Annotated in this window: 18 protein-coding genes; 3 read left to right on the forward strand and 15 right to left on the reverse strand. The window is 44.4% G+C overall.

Annotated features, from left to right (window positions below; translation table 11 throughout):
- Window positions 1–166 precede the first annotated feature (166 nt).
- On the forward strand, window positions 167–358 hold the full coding sequence (locus tag ACFGVS_RS17045; protein ID WP_439694854.1) for a hypothetical protein: 192 nt from the start codon (window positions 167–169) through the stop codon (window positions 356–358).
- Between the two features lie 151 nt (window positions 359–509).
- Window positions 510–1,928 (forward strand): tetratricopeptide repeat protein, encoded by a 1,419-nt coding sequence (locus ACFGVS_RS17050; protein WP_439694855.1) that lies wholly within the window; start codon window positions 510–512, stop codon window positions 1,926–1,928.
- A 17-nt stretch (window positions 1,929–1,945) separates the two neighbouring features.
- On the opposite strand, the gene ACFGVS_RS17055 is transcribed toward ACFGVS_RS17050, so the two are convergent.
- The 4 genes from ACFGVS_RS17055 to ACFGVS_RS17070 all read right to left on the reverse strand — a co-directional run bounded on the left by ACFGVS_RS17055 (window position 1,946) and on the right by ACFGVS_RS17070 (window position 4,976).
- On the reverse strand, window positions 1,946–2,197 hold the full coding sequence (locus ACFGVS_RS17055; RefSeq protein ID WP_439694856.1) for a hypothetical protein: 252 nt from the start codon (window positions 2,195–2,197) through the stop codon (window positions 1,946–1,948).
- Window positions 2,198–2,398: 201 nt separating this feature from the next.
- Window positions 2,399–2,701: a winged helix-turn-helix domain-containing protein gene (locus ACFGVS_RS17060; protein ID WP_090641804.1), complete on the reverse strand. Its 303-nt coding sequence runs from the start codon at window positions 2,699–2,701 to the stop codon at window positions 2,399–2,401.
- Window positions 2,698–3,315, reverse strand: a complete 618-nt coding sequence (locus ACFGVS_RS17065) for a hypothetical protein (protein WP_439694857.1) — start codon at window positions 3,313–3,315, stop codon at window positions 2,698–2,700. The genes ACFGVS_RS17060 and ACFGVS_RS17065 overlap by 4 nt, the downstream gene beginning before the upstream one ends.
- 140 nt (window positions 3,316–3,455) lie before the next feature.
- Complete coding sequence (locus tag ACFGVS_RS17070) at window positions 3,456–4,976, reverse strand: M20/M25/M40 family metallo-hydrolase (protein ID WP_439694858.1); 1,521 nt, start codon at window positions 4,974–4,976, stop codon at window positions 3,456–3,458.
- Between the two features lie 127 nt (window positions 4,977–5,103).
- Here ACFGVS_RS17070 and ACFGVS_RS17075 point away from each other — a divergent pair, with 127 nt between their 5' ends.
- Window positions 5,104–6,156, forward strand: coding sequence for a hypothetical protein (locus tag ACFGVS_RS17075; RefSeq protein ID WP_439694859.1), 1,053 nt, complete (start codon window positions 5,104–5,106; stop codon window positions 6,154–6,156).
- A 5-nt stretch (window positions 6,157–6,161) separates the two neighbouring features.
- On the opposite strand, the gene ACFGVS_RS17080 is transcribed toward ACFGVS_RS17075, so the two are convergent.
- The 11 genes from ACFGVS_RS17080 to ACFGVS_RS17130 all read right to left on the reverse strand — a co-directional run bounded on the left by ACFGVS_RS17080 (window position 6,162) and on the right by ACFGVS_RS17130 (window position 16,867).
- Window positions 6,162–6,935, reverse strand: a complete 774-nt coding sequence (locus ACFGVS_RS17080) for a hypothetical protein (protein ID WP_439694860.1) — start codon at window positions 6,933–6,935, stop codon at window positions 6,162–6,164.
- 223 nt (window positions 6,936–7,158) lie between these two features.
- Entirely contained in the window at window positions 7,159–8,019 is an 861-nt protein-coding gene (locus ACFGVS_RS17085) for a glucosaminidase domain-containing protein (RefSeq protein WP_274210315.1), read from the reverse strand.
- A 49-nt stretch (window positions 8,020–8,068) separates the two neighbouring features.
- Window positions 8,069–8,605 (reverse strand): glycoside hydrolase family 73 protein, encoded by a 537-nt coding sequence (locus ACFGVS_RS17090; RefSeq protein ID WP_439694861.1) that lies wholly within the window; start codon window positions 8,603–8,605, stop codon window positions 8,069–8,071.
- Window positions 8,606–8,608: 3 nt separating this feature from the next.
- Window positions 8,609–9,247 carry an O-methyltransferase gene (locus ACFGVS_RS17095; protein WP_439694862.1) on the reverse strand — a complete coding sequence of 213 codons (639 nt, stop codon included), beginning with the start codon at window positions 9,245–9,247 and terminating at the stop codon, window positions 8,609–8,611.
- Window positions 9,248–9,600: 353 nt separating this feature from the next.
- Window positions 9,601–10,362: a tetratricopeptide repeat protein gene (locus ACFGVS_RS17100; protein ID WP_255369774.1), complete on the reverse strand. Its 762-nt coding sequence runs from the start codon at window positions 10,360–10,362 to the stop codon at window positions 9,601–9,603.
- A 1-nt stretch (window position 10,363) separates the two neighbouring features.
- On the reverse strand, window positions 10,364–12,202 hold the full coding sequence (locus tag ACFGVS_RS17105; protein ID WP_439694863.1) for a BatD family protein: 1,839 nt from the start codon (window positions 12,200–12,202) through the stop codon (window positions 10,364–10,366).
- Window positions 12,203–12,220: 18 nt separating this feature from the next.
- Window positions 12,221–12,994, reverse strand: a complete 774-nt coding sequence (locus ACFGVS_RS17110; protein ID WP_274210320.1) for a tetratricopeptide repeat protein — start codon at window positions 12,992–12,994, stop codon at window positions 12,221–12,223.
- Window positions 12,991–14,037: a vWA domain-containing protein gene (locus ACFGVS_RS17115; protein ID WP_090641773.1), complete on the reverse strand. Its 1,047-nt coding sequence runs from the start codon at window positions 14,035–14,037 to the stop codon at window positions 12,991–12,993. The genes ACFGVS_RS17110 and ACFGVS_RS17115 overlap by 4 nt, the downstream gene beginning before the upstream one ends.
- A gap of 3 nt (window positions 14,038–14,040) precedes the next feature.
- Window positions 14,041–15,042, reverse strand: a complete 1,002-nt coding sequence (locus ACFGVS_RS17120; RefSeq protein WP_274210322.1) for a vWA domain-containing protein — start codon at window positions 15,040–15,042, stop codon at window positions 14,041–14,043.
- Window positions 15,039–15,995 (reverse strand): hypothetical protein, encoded by a 957-nt coding sequence (locus tag ACFGVS_RS17125; protein WP_439694864.1) that lies wholly within the window; start codon window positions 15,993–15,995, stop codon window positions 15,039–15,041. The genes ACFGVS_RS17120 and ACFGVS_RS17125 overlap by 4 nt, the downstream gene beginning before the upstream one ends.
- A complete protein-coding gene (locus tag ACFGVS_RS17130) occupies window positions 15,992–16,867 on the reverse strand; it encodes a DUF58 domain-containing protein (RefSeq protein WP_090641767.1) in 876 nt (291 codons plus the stop codon). The genes ACFGVS_RS17125 and ACFGVS_RS17130 overlap by 4 nt, the downstream gene beginning before the upstream one ends.
- Between the last annotated feature and the right edge of the window lie 106 nt (window positions 16,868–16,973).

Raw genomic sequence — 16,973 nt, forward strand, 5'->3', positions numbered from 1 at the left:
TTTAAAAGTTGTCTAAAAAAATAAAAACAGACCGCCATTGCGAAGTATTAAACAATCCCCGATATGCTAAGTCCCAAATAGTTCGGGATTGCTTCGTACCTCGCAATGACGGATATGTGCTTCATTAAAAGCATAAGACAACGTCTAAATATTAAAAAAAACAGCCATGAATTTATTTAATCAAAATGATCCTGATGAGCTGAACGACGATGCTGACAGCGCCTTGCCCGAAAGCGAATTTACAGGCAATTCGTTTGATAACGATTTGCCCGACGGCCTAAAAAAGGATGAAGAAAGCGAGGGAGAGCAGCTTGGCTTTACTTCGTTGGTTGGTGGCAAAAACACCCCGATAGGTTAGGTCGAAATTTTCCCTGCGGGCTGCAAATTCAATACCTGTTATATAATTATGATGGGCCGTGTACTTTTGCGCCCTCTTAGTAAGTTTTCAGAAAGATTAAAGTTTCAACAAGGAACCGACAATAATATTGAGCTTTTGTTAGCCCCAGGTGATGCAAATACAGTCCGTTGTTAAAATTGCGCTGATAGGCTTACTGACAGCCGGTATGTCATTTTCCTGCGGGCAACAAAAAAGCAATAAAACGTTTACGCTGTCTGCAGAAAACGGCAAAAGCGACACCAGCCAAATTGCGCGTTTAGTTAAAAAAAGTTTATTGGTGCAGGCAACTAATGCTGATAGTGCTTTAATATATGCCGGCCAGGCCCTTGCTATTGCAAAAAACATCAATTATAAAACGGGCGAAGCAAATAGCTTAAACCGAATGGGCGTTGTGTTATGGAAAAATGGCAGGTATGACCGTGCACTTGAACTGTTATTGGGCGCTTTAAAAATAAGGGAAGAAAAAAAAGATCAGCCGGGCGAGCTGGCCTGCCTCAATAACATCGGCATTATCTATTCCGATCAAAATGATGATGAGAAAGCCCTTACCTATCACTTTAAGGCAAAGGCCATTGCCGAATTAACACATAACAACAAATTTTTAAGCACCATATTATCTAATATAGGCAACAGCTATATCAAATTGAATAAAGTGAACCTTGCCCTGGGGTACGAGATGCAGGCCTATGCCCTGCAGCAAAACCTGGGCGATCAGGGTTCTTTATCAAATACCTTATCAATATTGGGTGATATTCACTATAAAATGAACCACCGGTCGCTTGCCATTGAATACTACCGGCTAAGCTTAAACAATGCCGAGAAAAACAATGATCAGGGTAGTCTGGCCGATACTTACAACAGCCTGGCGGCCCTATATAATGATTTAAACCAGCCAGATTCAAGCGCGTTTTATGCAAAAAAAGGGTTAGAAGCGGCCCAAAAAGCCCATTATCCTATCGCAATATTTACAGCAAGCAGTTTACTCACAAAAATATACCAGGCATCAAACGAGCACCTGGAATTGCTTTATTTAAAAACGGCAATGGCCGCGAAGGATAGCATGTTTAGCATCGAGAAAATTAAGCAGGTACAAACACTAAGCTTTAACGAAGCATTGCGGCAGCAGGAGATTTCTGAACAAAAAAGGCACGAAGCCGAAGAAAGGATCATCAATCTTCAATTAATAGGCATTGCCATATTTATCCCGGTTTTCTTTTTGGTGCTCCTTTTCCTTAGTAAGGGCCGCACCCACCGTAAGGTTATCGAATTTATGAGCGTACTATCCCTGCTGCTTGTTTTTGAGTTTATCACCCTTTTTATCCATCCCTTTGTTCAACGCATCAGTAGCCATTTGCCTGTGCTTGAGTTAGCGATACTTGTAGCGCTTGCTGCGGTGCTGGTGCCCTTACATCACCGGCTCACCAATTGGCTTCGTTTAAAATTAGTACACGCCGAAGCGCACGCGCACCTGGCACAAGGAAAGCCCCACGAGCCGGCAAAAAGACCGGTATCCAGAAACCACCGCTCGTAGTAACATGTACCCTGGCATTAACTTCCTGCAAAGAAACCGATAGACCTGGCTTCCTGCTCCTTGCCGGCAAGGCCCTGTATAAAAAGCTGCCCATCCTCAATTTTAAACTGAAGGCTGCGTTCATCAAGCTTAAAACCATCTGCTTTTAAAATATCTTTTATCTTCTCAACAAGTTCCTTGCGATCAAACACTGGGCTTAACTTCAGTTGATCATTTACAGGCTCAAGCACAACTCCATCTGCCTTATAGGAGAATATTTTTGATTCCATGGAATAAATATCGCAATTCCCGGGCCTCAAATGCTTTAATTAATGTCACGTTTTTATATAAATAATTACCTTACATTCCAAACAAGGCAGCCAGCACCAGCCCAATTTTAATCACCTTGTCTTCAGATAAAATTGCTTTAAGGATTTTCATTTTTGTTGCTTTAAAAGAACTTTGAAATACAAAGTAAATAGGTAAAAAAATTACAGCTTTTGCTGCTTTATTAAATTTTCGAGGGCAAGCAGGTGCAGCCTGAATGCTGCACGGCCTTTCTCGGATGCCAGGTATTTGGTATTGGGCTTGCGACCTATGAAACTTTTTTGCACCTGGATGTACTCTTCCTTTTCCAGCGCTTTCAGGTGCGATGCCAGGTTGCCGTCGGTAAGGTTGAGCAGCTCCTTAAGTGCATTAAAATCATAACTTTCATTGGCAACCAGTACGCTCATAATTTGCAGACGTATCCGGTTTTCAAAAGCTTTATCAAATTGTTCTAACGAGATCTTCACTTATCGTATTTAAAATGCATTACTGTACCGTAAATAATGTGGAGTAAACCAAAACCTACCGTCCAGAAAATTAAACCGTAGCCAGGCATCAATGCACACAGCAAACCTAATAAAATCTCCAATATCCCCAAGCCTTTTACACCAGAATAGGTGTAATGACTGCCCGCCACCAGCGCCAACCCATAAAAAACAAGTGTAGCCGGCGCAACAATGCCATAATAACCACGATAAATTAAAATAAACGTGAACAAGCCACCGCTTACCAAAGGTATAGCCATATGAATGAGCAGGCGCTTACTTCCGGTATTCCAAAATGGCTGCCCGTTCTTTTTCGCTTTACGGATAGAGAGCCAAACGCCCGTACCAATTGAAAGGATCAATACTGCGAAGGCTATAAAAAAGAGTTTGGCAATAACAAGATATTCATCCACGTAGTGGTCACGGTCAAGCGCCACCCACTCTTCTTTAAGCACCATGCGCCCAAGCGCCGCCCCGATGATAGCATAAATACCCGCCATTACGCCCGACAGGCCGCTCAGCGAAATAAATTTGGCCGACCGCTCCATCAGGTCCCGGATAGAGCTTAATTCTGCATGAATGTCTTGATCTTTCATTAAAAGCACTTTGTTTTTCAAAGCTATGTATTAAAATTTAAATTGGCAAGGAATTAAAATATTTTTTGAGACGAAAAATAGGTATGTCGTTTAATTGGAGCATGGTTGCAATCAGCAATGAATTATCTTCGTCATACCTGCTACTTCATCTGCATTACCGCGGCCATGGTTGCTATGCCTTGCCAAAGGTAGCTCACCCTTACGTTTTCATTTTCGGCGTGCTGGTTGTTATCGTAATTAACTAATGGCACGGTGATAACCTTCGCGCCTAATTCCTGTTCAAAAACAAACAGGGGCAGGCTGCCGCCTGAGCTTGGCGAAAGCACCACCGGGTAATCAACTGTACCCTGAACGGCTTTTACAACAGCTTGCGCTATGGGCAAATCAAGCGGTGTACGTTGGGCATTGTAACCGGCATCGTGGGTTATTTTAATGATCTTTGGGTAGGTGGTTCTTTCCGGGTTGGTTGGTTCCTTATCTACAACATAATAGCCCTGGGCGCGTATGTGGTCGGTTACTTTTTGAATTTGCCTGTCCATATCATTGCCGGGTACCAGGCGCAGATCGAGCACGGCTTCGGCTTTCACGGGGATTACGTTTGCTGCCTGTTTGCCAACATTGCCACTTGCCATGCCGTTGATATTAAGCGTGGGCAGCATAAATGCGTTCACCAGCGGGCGTGTTCCGCCTTCGGGGCGGGCAATACCCAGTTCTTTTTTTAAACCCGGCTCAACCGGCGGTACTTTGGCCAGTGCGTCTTTTTCGCTCTGGCTCAGCGGGGTTACATCGTCATAAAAACCTTTAATGGTTACCCGGTCGTCATCATCTTTCATGCCTGCCAGTAATTTGGCCATGGCCAGGCCTGGGTTTGGTGCCCAGTTACCAAAATTGCCGCTATGCAATGGCCGTTTGGGGCCATAAATAGTAAGCCACATATTAACATCGCCCCTTACACCAAACACTACTATATTTTTGCCCGATGGATGCCTTGCCCCGTTGCAAATAATCCAAAGATCGGATGTGAGCTTTGTTTTATACTTTCTGAATATTTCAGCAAGCTTTGGCGATCCTTTTTCTTCCTCGCCCTCAAAAAAGAATTTGATGTTGCATCCCGGCTTTATTTTGCTTTTTATCAGCGCATCATAGGCGTTGATAATACAGATTACGCCTGCCTTATCATCGGCGCTGCCACGGCCGCTCAGGCGCCAGCTGGTATCAATGGCATCGCCGCGTTTATAGTTAACAATATGGCCACCCTGCTCAATTGGAGCGGTAATAAAAACGGGGTCAAATGGTTTTAAACCGGGCGCCCATTGTTTGGGATTTACCGGCTGACCGTCGTAATGGGCATAAAAAGCGATGGTTTTGGTTGCACCCGGCACTTTTATCTCGCCAAAAACGGCTGGGTTGCCGTTGGCAATGGTAAGCAGTTCGGCTTTAACGCCACGCTTCTCCAGCATATTTTTAACAAATGCCGCATTGAGGCGGATATTAGCCGAATCAACTGTTTCGTTGGGGATAGCTACAAAGTCCAGGTATTCGCCAAAAATTTCCTGCTGATTGCCTTTAATAGCAGCATTTATTTTTTGCTGGTTTGTTTGGGCTGATAGCAGCCGGGCACCCAAAAACATTAGGGCGATAAAACAGGTATTTGTTTTCATGGTGATGGTAAATGACCAATATAAGCAAATTATATGTTCAATCATTTGGATATATTTGACATGTTATCACGTTGTAAAAAACAGTTGTAAACCGCGAATTTAAACCGTACGCATTTAAACGCTAACTATGAAAAAAGCATTGCTATCTATCCTCCTCGGGATTATATTATTAGTACCTGCCATTAAAGCCCTTGCGGCAGAAGGAACTATATCAACGGGAAGCCAGCCACAGGTTAGCGCCGACAATAAAGGTACCATCCGGGTGGTATATGGGGATAAGGATAATATTTTTTGTGCAACATCCGCCAACCAGGCCGTATCGTTTTCAAAACCGGTGCTGGTAGGCCATGTGGCAAACATGCATTTGGGCATGTCGAGAGGCCCGCAGCTGGCCAGTTCGGATAATTACTCGGTAATAACTGCAATGGATAAATCGGGTAATATTCATTGGTTCCGGTTAAAACACTCCTCTTCAAAATGGGAAAAGATGGGTGTACTAAATGATATTAACCAATCGGCACCCGAAGGGCTGATGGGCTTAACCACGGATAAGAACGACAATTTTTATGCGGTTTGGCTGGATATCCGCATAGGGCAGCACAACCAGGTTTATTTTTCAAAACTAATGGCCAAAACTACTGCGTGGTCAAAAAATATATTGGCCTACCAATCGCCTGATGGCCATGTGTGCGAATGCTGTAAACCCAACATAGCCGTGCAGGGCCGGGAAGTAGCCATCATGTTCAGAAACTGGCTCGGCGGATCAAGAGACCTTTATGTTACCCGGTCGGCCGATGGTGGCAACGTGTTTCAACCCGCGCAGAAAATGGGTACCGGTACCTGGCCGCTAAACGGCTGCCCCATGGATGGCGGCGGCATTGTTATCAACAGCAGCAATAACGTCCAAACCGCCTGGCAACGCAAGGGCGATATTTTTTATGCTCAGCCGGGTGCCTCAGAAACGCTCATTGGCAAAGGGCGAAACTGCAGCATTGCTGCCGCCGGGGCTAAAACCATGATATCATTTCAAAACAACGATACGCTGAAAGTTGCATCGCCCAATCGTAAAGAAGTAACTATGGTAGGAAAAGGCAGCTTTCTGAAAACTATCCTGTTGAATAACAATACCATGCTTTGCGTATGGGAGCAGGACAATGTGATTAAATTTAAAAAAGTTTAACTATTTCACTCGCCTTTACCGGTTTCTTTATTAGTTACTTCGGGCGTAACCAATGGCGCCAAACCGTACGATTTACGCGACGAGCGCAAAAAACGTCGTAAGTTGGTTTTAATGGTGGTTATAAACTCATAATCGGTAGCGGTTTTTACCAGGAAGTAGCCGGGGCGGTAACGCTGCATAAAATCGGTAAGCTGTTGGTCTTTAAGGCGGGTTACGCTGGCCACAAACGCGCGATTAAAGCGGAAGTCAATCTCGCGCTGGTGATAATCTTCTTCGATGGTTGCCCGCAGCTTGGCGGCGTTGCGGCCGCTGCGGCTAAAGGCATTGTACAAAGCGTCAATACCTATGCCTGCCCCCAGGCCCGGCGCAACCGACAAAAGGCTTTGACTATATTCCGACCCGTAAATTTTAGTAAAATCGCGCTTAGTGGCCGCAAATTGCTTCTCGGGCGTAAGCGCGGTATCACGAATATATACTTCCCTAAGCATAATTGCCGACCGCTTCATATAAACGGCCATCGCGTTATTATTTTGAACCTTAAGTGTGTCGCTATAGTGATCGGACTTCATAAATATCAACAAATCGCCGGGTTGGGCATCTATTGTAAATTCGCCCTTAAGGTTGTTGTAAAAAGATTTGCCGGTGGTGGCATTAACAATGTTTACCTTGGCAATGCGGTCTTTACTGTCTTTATCAAACACAATACCCTCTACCTGCTTTTGCTGCGCAAAAAGCCGTACAGATAACGTGCAGAAAAACAGGAACAACCATAATTTCATTGTGGCGCCAAAAATAAAACTTAGGCTTTAATTAGCCATGTTTTTAACAACAATTAACTTTTGAGAAGAGAATCAAGAGTCAAGAATCAAGAGTTAAGACTTTTGCCGGCAGCCTACTCATTTGGTGTGCTTGAGTTATACTGATTGTATTGTACGTTGAAAACAATGCCACTTAGAAAATTTTTCTCCTGTCTTGATTCTTGACTCTTGAATCTCTTCCCCCCTACTTAACAACTACCAGTTTTTGCCCAATGTGTATATTATTATCTGGTATACTGTTTAACGCTTTTAGTTCATCAACAGTTATACCAAAACGTTTAGATATGTTGTATAGTGTATCGCCCTGTTTTACGGTGTATATCTTATCGTCGGGCTTGGTTTTGGTAAGGGTATCGGTGTTGGGTTTGCCAATGCTGTCATTAATTTGCGATAGTACACGGTCTTCGCGCTTTATTTTGGCTGCCTCGCCTTCGGCACGGTCGTACTGGTCAAGGTTATATTTTACAATAAGGTTAATTAGTAATTCGGGATATTTGGGGTTGGTAGCGTAACCGGCTGCCTTCAGGCCCCGGGCCCATCCTTCATAGTCGTTTTTATCCAGCTCAAATAGTTTGGCGTAATTTTTTCGCTTTAAAAATGTGGAGTGGTCGCGAAACGAGTCTTCGGGATTATCATAAACCCTGAAACAATCGTTAACCTGGTCATCATCTTTATAATAGCTTTTGCCCATCCAGTCGGCAGTGCATTTTATACCAAAGTGGTTGTTGGCAAAACGGGCCAGCTCGCTATTGCCGGCGCCCGATTCAAACAGACCCTGTGCCAGGGTAATGCTGGCGGGGATGCCATACTGGTTCATTTCCTGTATGGCAATGGCCTTAAAACGATCAATATAATCTAAACTCGACAGGGATTTATAACCCGCCGCAGATGCGCCGTTGGCCTTTTGGATGCTGCTGTTATTGCGGCGAACATCGCGATTGGAAATAGAATTCCTGGATTTGTTTCTTGATGATGTTGTTTTGCGCGCCGAGCATGAACTAAAAAAAACAACCGATATTAAAAATACAGCACTTATTTTTCGCATACAGATAAACCTTAATACAAGGTATTTATTAAAATGCCAAAATAAGATTTTATTGCTTAGCTTCTGCTAATTCTTTAGGCTGTGTTGCAGGGTTTTCGTCCAAATCATTCAGGTCGTATTTTTTAATGATACCTAAAACCTGTGCTGCCCATTTGCGGCTGCTGGCATAACCACTCCGCTGGATGCCTTTTGCCCAGCCGGTGTAATCATAGTGGGTAAGGGCATCGGCCAGGTGGCTGAATTGCTTGCGCTCGGTCATGATGCGGGCAAAATCCTGGAACGAATCTAAAACCGAATCGTATTTTTTGTAGGATGAACGTACTTTTTTATTGTGTTTGATAAAAACTACACTGCCTCCGCCTTTTACTCCGAACTGATTATTAAGGTTTTGCGCTATAGTGCTGTTGCCGCAGCCGGATTCATGCATGGCTACACCTAAAACGATGCTTGCCGGGATACCTGTTTCGTGCATAATACGAATGGCATCATCTTTGAACTTCTCGATATAAGATTGTGAAGTGTTTTTTTGTGCTGAAGCAGCAATTGTTGAAATCAACAGGGCGGTAATCAGTAAGATTTTCTTCATAATTTATTTTTTTCTGATAACCAGTAAGCCGTCGCGTACAGGCAGGATCAGTTTTTCTATCCTGCTATCAACAGCTATGTGGTCATTTAGTTTGCGGATATTCTCGGTATCGGCATCTTTTTCGGGGCCGTACACCTTTCCTTTCCACAAAACGTTATCAATTATTATTAATCCTCCGGATCTGACTTTGTCAAAAACCAATTGAAAGTAAGTAAAATTATTTTTTTTATCAGCATCAATAAATACCAAATCGAAAATATCAGCCTGTAAATCAGCAATAATGGCCTCTGCCTGCCCAAAATGCAGCTTTATTTTATTTTCAACATTTGTTAGTTTAAAGTGTGAATTGATGATATCCTCCATTTCGCGGTTCACTTCGATGGTGTGGAGGATGCCTCCCTCAGCCAATCCTTCGGCCAGGCAAATAGCCGAATAGCCGGTGAACGTACCAATTTCCAGGATGCATTTGGGTGCCACCATTTTGCTCAGAAAGCTCAGCAACCGGCCCTGGTAATGGCCCGACAGCATGTGCGGGCGCAGCACCTTTAAATGCGTTTCGCGGTTCAGTTGCTGCAAAGCTTCCGGCTCCGGATCGCAATGGTCATCTAAGTACGCCTGGAGGGCAATAGGGAGAATATCCATGCCACAAAGATACGGAATTTAATACTTATGTGGCGTTCGGTTTTGCGTGGACCTGTTCGGGTGTTCGGGAGCGAACAGGTATACTATTGAATTACAGACAGTTAAATATTCGAAAGCATTAAAAGACCTGCAGTTTCTTTTACCCTGTAATAGTAAAATCCATCACTTTCGGGTTTGGCAGGGATAAAACAAAAGAGGTGATTAGTACCCCGTTATGCCCTTGCCAGACGCGGTTAAGTACCCATTAATATCCGTTGGAGCCTGGTTATACCCCCTTCAAACATCATAATTTTGGCAACGGGTATTCTGCTTTTCGGGGCAGTGGAAAAGTCCATCGCCGATATCGTTGATGCCTATATTTCCCGCACATCCGCAGTGCTCACCCAGCCTTCGTTGCCGTTGGCGAGTTTGATTTTTACCCAGTCGGATTTTTTATCAAGGATATTAACCTTGGTTCCTTCGTGCAGCACAAAGCCGTTTTTGGCGGTAGTGGCCGGTGCGTTTTTTACGTTTACCGATGAGTTAAAGATAATGCCATCATGATGCGCATCAAAATAGGCCGCCTGCCTGCCGGATATGAATATGGTACCGATACCTAACAGCAGTAAAATTAAGGCCGAATAAAAAGATGCCTTTTTTATACCTACAGAGCCCGAAAACCTGTAAAGGATAAGCAGGCCCGATGCCGCCAGGAAAAGCAGCACACTGACCACGGCAAGCGCATTGGCCGAAAAAGCGAGGATAAAGCCGGTCCACCATTTGGTGATGAAAAATTCGGGGGCGGCCTCAATTTTATCGGTAGTTTTTGAATTGGCAAACTGGATGTTTACCCGGATATCTTCATCGCCCGGCGATAGCCTGTGGGCTTTTTCATAGTATAACAAAGCCGGTGCTATATCCCCATTTTTGTAATAAGCATTCCCCAGGTTAAAGTAAAGGCTGGCCGATTGGTAGCCGTCATCCACCATTTTTTGATAGGCAGCCGCGGCTTCTTTATAATTTGCCTTTTGGTACAGGTTATTGCCTTTTTTAAACAGGGCCGGGCCTGCGTCATCGCTAAAGGCCAGCAATGGCGCAACAATCAACAGCAACAGGTATATCAGGCGCTTTAGCATGTTATATTTTATCTTCAATGTTATTGATCATGTTTTTTGCCTTCTCAAACACCTCCTGCTCCGATATACCCGAAACCGGGGCAAAGCGGGCCATGTCGCAAAGGTCTAAGGTTTCCAGCAGTTCGTTTATAGTCGGCTCATCCAGCTGGCGGGCCTTTAGTTCAGTGGCAATTTTTTCGCGGTTCAGGTCGGCAGCAGCAATGTTCAGTTTATCGCTTAAGTAGCCATACAGCCCTTTAAACACATTCTCGTAAAACACAGGCTTGTTATTTGCCGTTAGCTGCGCTTTTGCGCTGGCCAGGTGTTTGGCTGCAATTTTACCGGCCTTGCGGCTTTTTACTTTCACCACATCGCTGTTGTTCATCTCGTACACCTTACCAAATACCAAGGCTCCGGCAAATGCCAGCGGCCCCAGCAACAGCAGGAAATAATACAGACCGGAACCATAAAAACCTTCGTCGTCTTTCCGGATATCGCTTCCGTCGGTTTTTATATAGCGGATATCTTTATTCAACAGTTTAACATCCTGTTTATCGGCGCCAATGGAGGTAACGTTATTTTCGGTAGCACCTTTGGCTACGTTAATTGTAAACCCTTTGGTTTGCTGGCTTACATATTTGCCGGCTGCTAAATCGTAGTAAGAAAATTTAATGGGGTCGATGTTGAATTTGCCGCCATGGCGTGGTATCAGCAGGTAAGTATACACACGGGTACCCGACTCGCCGTTTGCATCATCAGTTATCGTATCGGTTACCTTAGGGTCGTACTTGTCAAAATCAAGCGGAAACTCGGGGGCCATTGGTTTCAGCAGCTTCAGGTTGCCTTTGCCCTTCAGGGTAATTTTGTAATTGAGGGGTTCGTTGGCTTTCAGGCTGGTTTTATCAACCGATGCTGAGATTGAAAAGCGGCCAACCGCGCCGCTAAAGCTTGCAGGCTTGCCGCTTTCGGGCAGTGGTTTTACGTGGATAACCACGGGGCTACTTTTAATTTTGTATTTAACATCATTATAGCTGCCGCCACCAAAAAAGTTATCAAAAGGATCGGCCGATGGTACGGTTTCGCGCACAATAAAATCCATAATCATCGGGTCGATAGTAATGTTGCCCGCTCGTTCGGGGAAAAGGATATTTTGCTTTATTTCGGTAACATTATATTTTATCCCTTTTATGGTTTCAATACGCCATTGAACAGCATTGGGATTATTAAGGCTTTTAATTTCCTGGCTGTAAAAACCATTCTGGTCCGACATTTTTTCCAGTTCGCTGCCCACCAGCGCCACCCGTGTGTAAAGGCGGTAGCTTAAGGTAAGCTGCTCGCCTATGTAGGCACTGGTTTTATTTACATCGGCCCTTATAAACAGATCCCTATTGATATCCTTTGAATGGCCGGCCACAATGCCTTTTCCCTGCACCTGTTGTTGCTGCTGCTGTTGTTGCTGCCTGGCCGCATTAGCCTGCGCCGCCGACGCGCCCTTTACCACTTTAATTTTAATGGGACTGGTGCTCAGCTGCTTGCCGTTTACCACAATGGTTGCCGGGCCTATGGTGTAAGTACCTTCTTTTACAGCTACCAGGTCATAACTGTAAGCCATACTTGACGATGAAGCACCGTTAATCACCGTCATGCTTTGGGATACATTTGGCCCCGAAACCACCAAAAAACCGTTAAAGTTTGGGGGCACAAATTTTTCGCCATTACTGTTTATGGTAAAACTAACCTCAAATTGCTCGGTAGTGCCTACCTCTGTTTTACTAACAGACGAGGTAAACTTTATACCCTGGGCAAAAATAGCGCTGGTACAAAACAGCAGGAGCAACAATATGTAGTACTTTAACTTCATGTGCTATAAATATAAGGCTTACCAGTCTTTTGAGATATTGGCTTTGGCGCCTTTTAACTTTTTATTTTTCAGTTTGTCCTGCGTTGCTTTTTCATCGTTTTTCAGGGCTTCCAGCATCCGCTCGGCATCATCTTTTGATACGTTGTTGGGCTGCGGCTGTTGTTGCTGCTGATCTTTATTATCAGGTTTATTCTTGTCCTTGTCGTCTTTATCTTTTTTATCCTGATCTTTCTTGTCCTGGTCTTTTTTGTCTTTATCCTTCTTATCCTTGTCTTTATTCTTATCGTCCTTATTTTTATCCTTGTTCTTGTCTTTATCTTTATTCTTGTCGTTTTTGTTCTGGTTCTTTTTATCGTCCTGCTGCTTCTTTAGCATTTTTTGGGCGTACGACAGGTTGTAGCGGGTTTGCTCATCATCCGGGTTATTAAGCAACGATTTTTTGTAGGCAGCAATACTCTCTTCCAGTTTTTTATTTTCCAAAAGGGAGTTACCTATGTTATGGTAAGCATTGGCCAATACCTGTTTATCTTTTGATGTTGCTGCTATTTTATCAAACTGCTGCTGCGCCTCTTCAAACTTTTTTTGCTTGTACAAGGCATCGCCCAGGTTAAAATTGCCCTCTACTGTTTTGTTGTTTGATTTTGCCAGCGCTTTACGATAGTTATCCTCGGCTTGTTTATAGTTTTTAGCCTGGTAAAGCTGGTTGCCTTTCCTGATGTCCCTTTTTTCCTGCTGGGCAAAAAGGAATGAAGCCTGCAGTACTAATAATACAACTATAATTAATTGCTTCATGGCTTTTTTACTTCAAATAATTTAATGCCGCTTAAACGCATGTTTTTACGGTTTGATATAAAGAACTCAACCAGCAGCAATACAAACGCAATGGCCAAAAAGAACTGGAACCGATCTTCAAAATCCTTGAACGACCGGCTATCAACCGTTTTGCGCTGTAGTTTACCAATCTGGTCCATTACAATGCCCAGGCCGCTATTGGAGTTATTGGCGCGTACATAAACGCCGCCACCCGCAGCCGAAATTTCTTTACACATGTCCTCACTCAGTTTACTTACCACCTGTTGGCCTGTTTCACGGTCTATATGGAAACCTGTTTGGTGCCCCTGCTCGTCATACACGGGTATAGGCGCACCGCTTTCTGAGCCTACACCAACCACATTCACCGATACATCTTTTGATTTGGCAGCAGCAGCGGCCTCAACGGCGTTATCCTCGTGGTTCTCTCCGTCGGTAATAACAATCATGGCTTTGCCGGTACCGTTTTTAAAATCAAACGATTGCATGCCCAGTTCAATGGCCGCGCCAATGGCGGTTCCCTGTGTTGGTACCATCTCGGTATTAATGGTACTCAGGAATAGCTTGGCCGCCGAGTAATCGGTAGTAATAGGCAGCTGTACATAGGCCTGGCCTGCAAATACAATGATACCGATACGGTCGTCATGCATCCGGTCAATCAACTGGGCAATGGCGCGTTTGGCATTCTCCAGGCGGCTTGGGGCCAAATCCTGGGCCAGCATACTGTTTGATACATCAAGCAGTATCATTAAATCGGCGCCTTTGCGTTTTACTTCTTCGGTTCTTGAACCAATCTGCGGGTCGGCTATGCCGATGACCAGCATGGCGTAAGCCAACAAAAAGAAAATAAACTTAATCCACGGCCTTGATAACGATACCTGCGGCATCATCATCATCACCACTTTTTTATCTCCCAATGAGGATATGGCTTTCTTTTTCCAGACGCTCACCGCCAAAAACGCGATAATGAACACCGGTATAATTACCAATCCCCACAAATATTCTATATGTGCAAAACGTAGCATCTGTTAGGTTAAAGCCCCTTTAAACAGGGTGTTTTTTAATATAAATTCCAACGACAGGAAAGCCAGCGCTATAATTGCCCAGGGTAAAAACAGTTCTGTTTTTTTATGATACTGGGTAACATCAATTTTGGCTTTTTCCAACTTATCAATCTGCTCGTAAATATCTTTAAGTGTTTGGTTATTGGTGGCCCTGAAATACTTACCACCTGTAAGGTTTGCAATTTTTGACAGTGTGCCCTCGTCAATTACCACCGGCATTTTTTGGTATTGGATGCCCAATGGTGTCTGTACCGGGTAAGGTGCAAAACCATTGGTGCCCAAACCTACCGTATATACCCTTACGCCAAACTGGCGGGCAATTTCGGCCGCGGTTATGGGCGGTATCGAACCGGCATTGTTTGAGCCATCTGTAAGTAATATCACCACCTTACTTTTAACCTGGCTGGTACGCAGGCGGTTAACCGCCGTTGCCAGGCCCATGCCAATGGCGGTACCATCGGTTATCATCCCGTTCTTCACATCGGCAAACAGGTTAACGAGTACGCTATGGTCAATAGTTAGCGGGCATTGCGTAAAGCTTTCGCCGCTAAAAATTACCAGGCCTATGCGGTCGTCCGGGCGTCCTTTTATAAAGTCGATGGCTATTTGTTTACCAGCTTCCAGGCGGTTGGGCTTAAAATCTTCGGCCAGCATACTGCCCGAAATATCTGAAGCAATAATGATATCGATACCTTCGGTAGTACTGTTTTGCCAGCTTAATGACGATTGCGGCCTGGCCAGCGCAACAATCATAGCCGATAAGGCTAACGACCGTAACACAATACCGCTATGCCTGAATTTTGGCAGCATGCTTTTTTTAAGCGTAAAGCCCCGCAGGGTAGGCACATTCAGGTTGCCCTGCAGCTGCCGTTGTTTCCATATATACCAGCCAACCATGAGCGGTATGCTGATAAACAGCCAAAAAAATCCCGGGTGGGCAAATTCTATTCCTTTAAACCAGCTCATTTACCCTCCTCTTGTTTATCGGCCAGTGGCTGGTATGCCTGCTGGGTTTTGTTTACAAAGCCAATGGCATTATCCATACTTTGTTCGTTTTCAAAATGCAGCGGTTTTTCTTTGGCAAATTTCACCAAATCGGCAAGTATCAATACCTGGCGCAGCAGGTTTTTGTTATCTTCTGTAATATCCAGCGTGCGCAGGCTTGCAAAAATCTCGTCGGATGTTTGCTCATGGGTTTTAATGCCATAGCGCTTCTCTAAATATTCGCGCAGTATTTCGCTCAGTTCAATATGGTATACTTTAACATCCTGCTCGTAAGCTTTCTTGCCGCGCAGCTCCTGCAGTTTTTGCAGGGCGATGATATGCGGTGGCACTTTGGGTTTCGGCGGTTCAATTACTACCACTTTTTTAGGCCTGGAGACAAAATAATAAATAATACCGGCAATAATCAGCAGCACCAAAAAGCCAATGGCTACCCATTGCCAGTTATCGTGAAGCCAGTCGAAAAACGAATAACTGACCACAAGCGGTTGTTTAATGTCATAAAAACCCTTGGTGGTATCAACCGCAACGGTTTGCACGGTTAATGTTAATGGTTGCGTGTAAACCGGGCCTGTTGTTGTTTTAAACGCGTAGGATGGTATTACATAAGCCCCGCTATCAAACGCGGTAATGTTGTAAGCGCGGTGAACGGTCTCGATACTTTGATCCTGCTTATCAAAAACAGTATCGGCTTTACTGCTCACAATTTGAATTTTGCCCGCAATTGAATCAACCAGCGCCGGGAACTCTATTTTATCTTTTATGCTATGCCTGATGCTTAGGTTAAGCTTGGTTTGCTGGCCAATTAAAATGGTGGCCCTATCCAATTTTGCTTCGGCCTGCGGGGCCTGTGCAAAAGCGGAATAAAAAGTACCTGTAAGCAGCAATACCAGGAAATATTTAAAACACTTGATCATCTCCTGCCTTCCCGTTTTTTAAATAGTGTCATTAATGGTTTTACGTATGATTCGTGTGTGCCGATGCTGGTAAAATCAACACCGCATTTTTTAAAGGTGTCGCCCATGGCAATAGTGCGGTTGCGGGCCTCGAGACTGAATGCGTAGCGCACCTCCTCATCAGCAGTATTTATCCAAACCACCTCGCCGGTTTCTTCGTCCTTCATCGGGATGAGGCCCAGGTTAGGGAACACCTCTTCGTGCTTATCAAACAGCCTTACAGCAATAATATCGTGCTTTTTGTTGGCTATTTTCAGCTCGTTTTCAAATGCCGGGCTTATAAAATCCGACAGGATAAAGGCGGTACATTTCTTTTTAATAACGCTGGTAAAGTACTTTAACGCCACGCCAACGTTGGTGCCTTTATTCTCGGGCTTAAAATCAATCAGTTCCCTGATGATCATCAGGATATGTGAACGCCCTTTTTTTGGCGGGATAAATTTTTCTATCTTATCGCTAAAAAATATCACCCCAACTTTATCGTTGTTCTGGATGGCCGAAAAGGCAAGCACAGCGCAAAGCTCGGTTGCCAGGTCCTGCTTTTGTTGTCCCTGGGTACCAAAGTTTTCCGATCCGCTTACATCCATCAGCAGCATTACGGTAAGCTCGCGCTCTTCGTCGAACACTTTTACGTAAGGGTGGTTAAAACGCGCGGTAACGTTCCAGTCGATGGTACGTATCTCGTCGCCAAGCTGGTATTCGCGCACCTCGCTAAAGGCCATACCCCGCCCCTTGAAAGCCGAATGATATTCGCCCGAGAATAAGTGGTTACTTAAACCCCTGGTTTTTATCTCAATCTTCCTTACTTTTTTTAAAAGATCCTTGGTTTCCATAAGAAGCGAAGCCCCCTCTAAATCTCCCCCTGAAGGGGGAGACTTTTGAAAAGTATGTTTTTTAATTTAAACTAATGTCATTTCGAACGATAGTGAGAAATCTTAT

The sequence above is a fragment of the Mucilaginibacter sediminis genome, from assembly GCF_051903035.1.
In the GTDB taxonomy this organism is placed as follows: Bacteria; Bacteroidota; Bacteroidia; order Sphingobacteriales; family Sphingobacteriaceae; genus Mucilaginibacter.

Excerpts from the sequence above, each read along its gene's own strand:
- ACFGVS_RS17045 (WP_439694854.1), top strand. The coding sequence starts at position 167 with ATGAATTTATTTAATCAAAATGATCCTGATGAGCTGAACGACGATGCT.
- ACFGVS_RS17050 (WP_439694855.1), top strand. The coding sequence starts at position 510 with ATGCAAATACAGTCCGTTGTTAAAATTGCGCTGATAGGCTTACTGACA.
- ACFGVS_RS17055 (WP_439694856.1), bottom strand. The coding sequence starts at position 2,197 with ATGGAATCAAAAATATTCTCCTATAAGGCAGATGGAGTTGTGCTTGAG.
- ACFGVS_RS17065 (WP_439694857.1), bottom strand. The coding sequence starts at position 3,315 with ATGAAAGATCAAGACATTCATGCAGAATTAAGCTCTATCCGGGACCTG.
- ACFGVS_RS17070 (WP_439694858.1), bottom strand. The coding sequence starts at position 4,976 with ATGAAAACAAATACCTGTTTTATCGCCCTAATGTTTTTGGGTGCCCGG.
- ACFGVS_RS17075 (WP_439694859.1), top strand. The coding sequence starts at position 5,104 with ATGAAAAAAGCATTGCTATCTATCCTCCTCGGGATTATATTATTAGTA.
- ACFGVS_RS17080 (WP_439694860.1), bottom strand. The coding sequence starts at position 6,935 with ATGAAATTATGGTTGTTCCTGTTTTTCTGCACGTTATCTGTACGGCTT.
- ACFGVS_RS17085 (WP_274210315.1), bottom strand. The coding sequence starts at position 8,019 with ATGCGAAAAATAAGTGCTGTATTTTTAATATCGGTTGTTTTTTTTAGT.
- ACFGVS_RS17090 (WP_439694861.1), bottom strand. The coding sequence starts at position 8,605 with ATGAAGAAAATCTTACTGATTACCGCCCTGTTGATTTCAACAATTGCT.
- ACFGVS_RS17095 (WP_439694862.1), bottom strand. The coding sequence starts at position 9,247 with ATGGATATTCTCCCTATTGCCCTCCAGGCGTACTTAGATGACCATTGC.
- ACFGVS_RS17100 (WP_255369774.1), bottom strand. The coding sequence starts at position 10,362 with ATGCTAAAGCGCCTGATATACCTGTTGCTGTTGATTGTTGCGCCATTG.
- ACFGVS_RS17105 (WP_439694863.1), bottom strand. The coding sequence starts at position 12,202 with ATGAAGTTAAAGTACTACATATTGTTGCTCCTGCTGTTTTGTACCAGC.
- ACFGVS_RS17110 (WP_274210320.1), bottom strand. The coding sequence starts at position 12,994 with ATGAAGCAATTAATTATAGTTGTATTATTAGTACTGCAGGCTTCATTC.
- ACFGVS_RS17115 (WP_090641773.1), bottom strand. The coding sequence starts at position 14,037 with ATGCTACGTTTTGCACATATAGAATATTTGTGGGGATTGGTAATTATA.
- ACFGVS_RS17120 (WP_274210322.1), bottom strand. The coding sequence starts at position 15,042 with ATGAGCTGGTTTAAAGGAATAGAATTTGCCCACCCGGGATTTTTTTGG.
- ACFGVS_RS17125 (WP_439694864.1), bottom strand. The coding sequence starts at position 15,995 with ATGATCAAGTGTTTTAAATATTTCCTGGTATTGCTGCTTACAGGTACT.
- ACFGVS_RS17130 (WP_090641767.1), bottom strand. The coding sequence starts at position 16,867 with ATGGAAACCAAGGATCTTTTAAAAAAAGTAAGGAAGATTGAGATAAAA.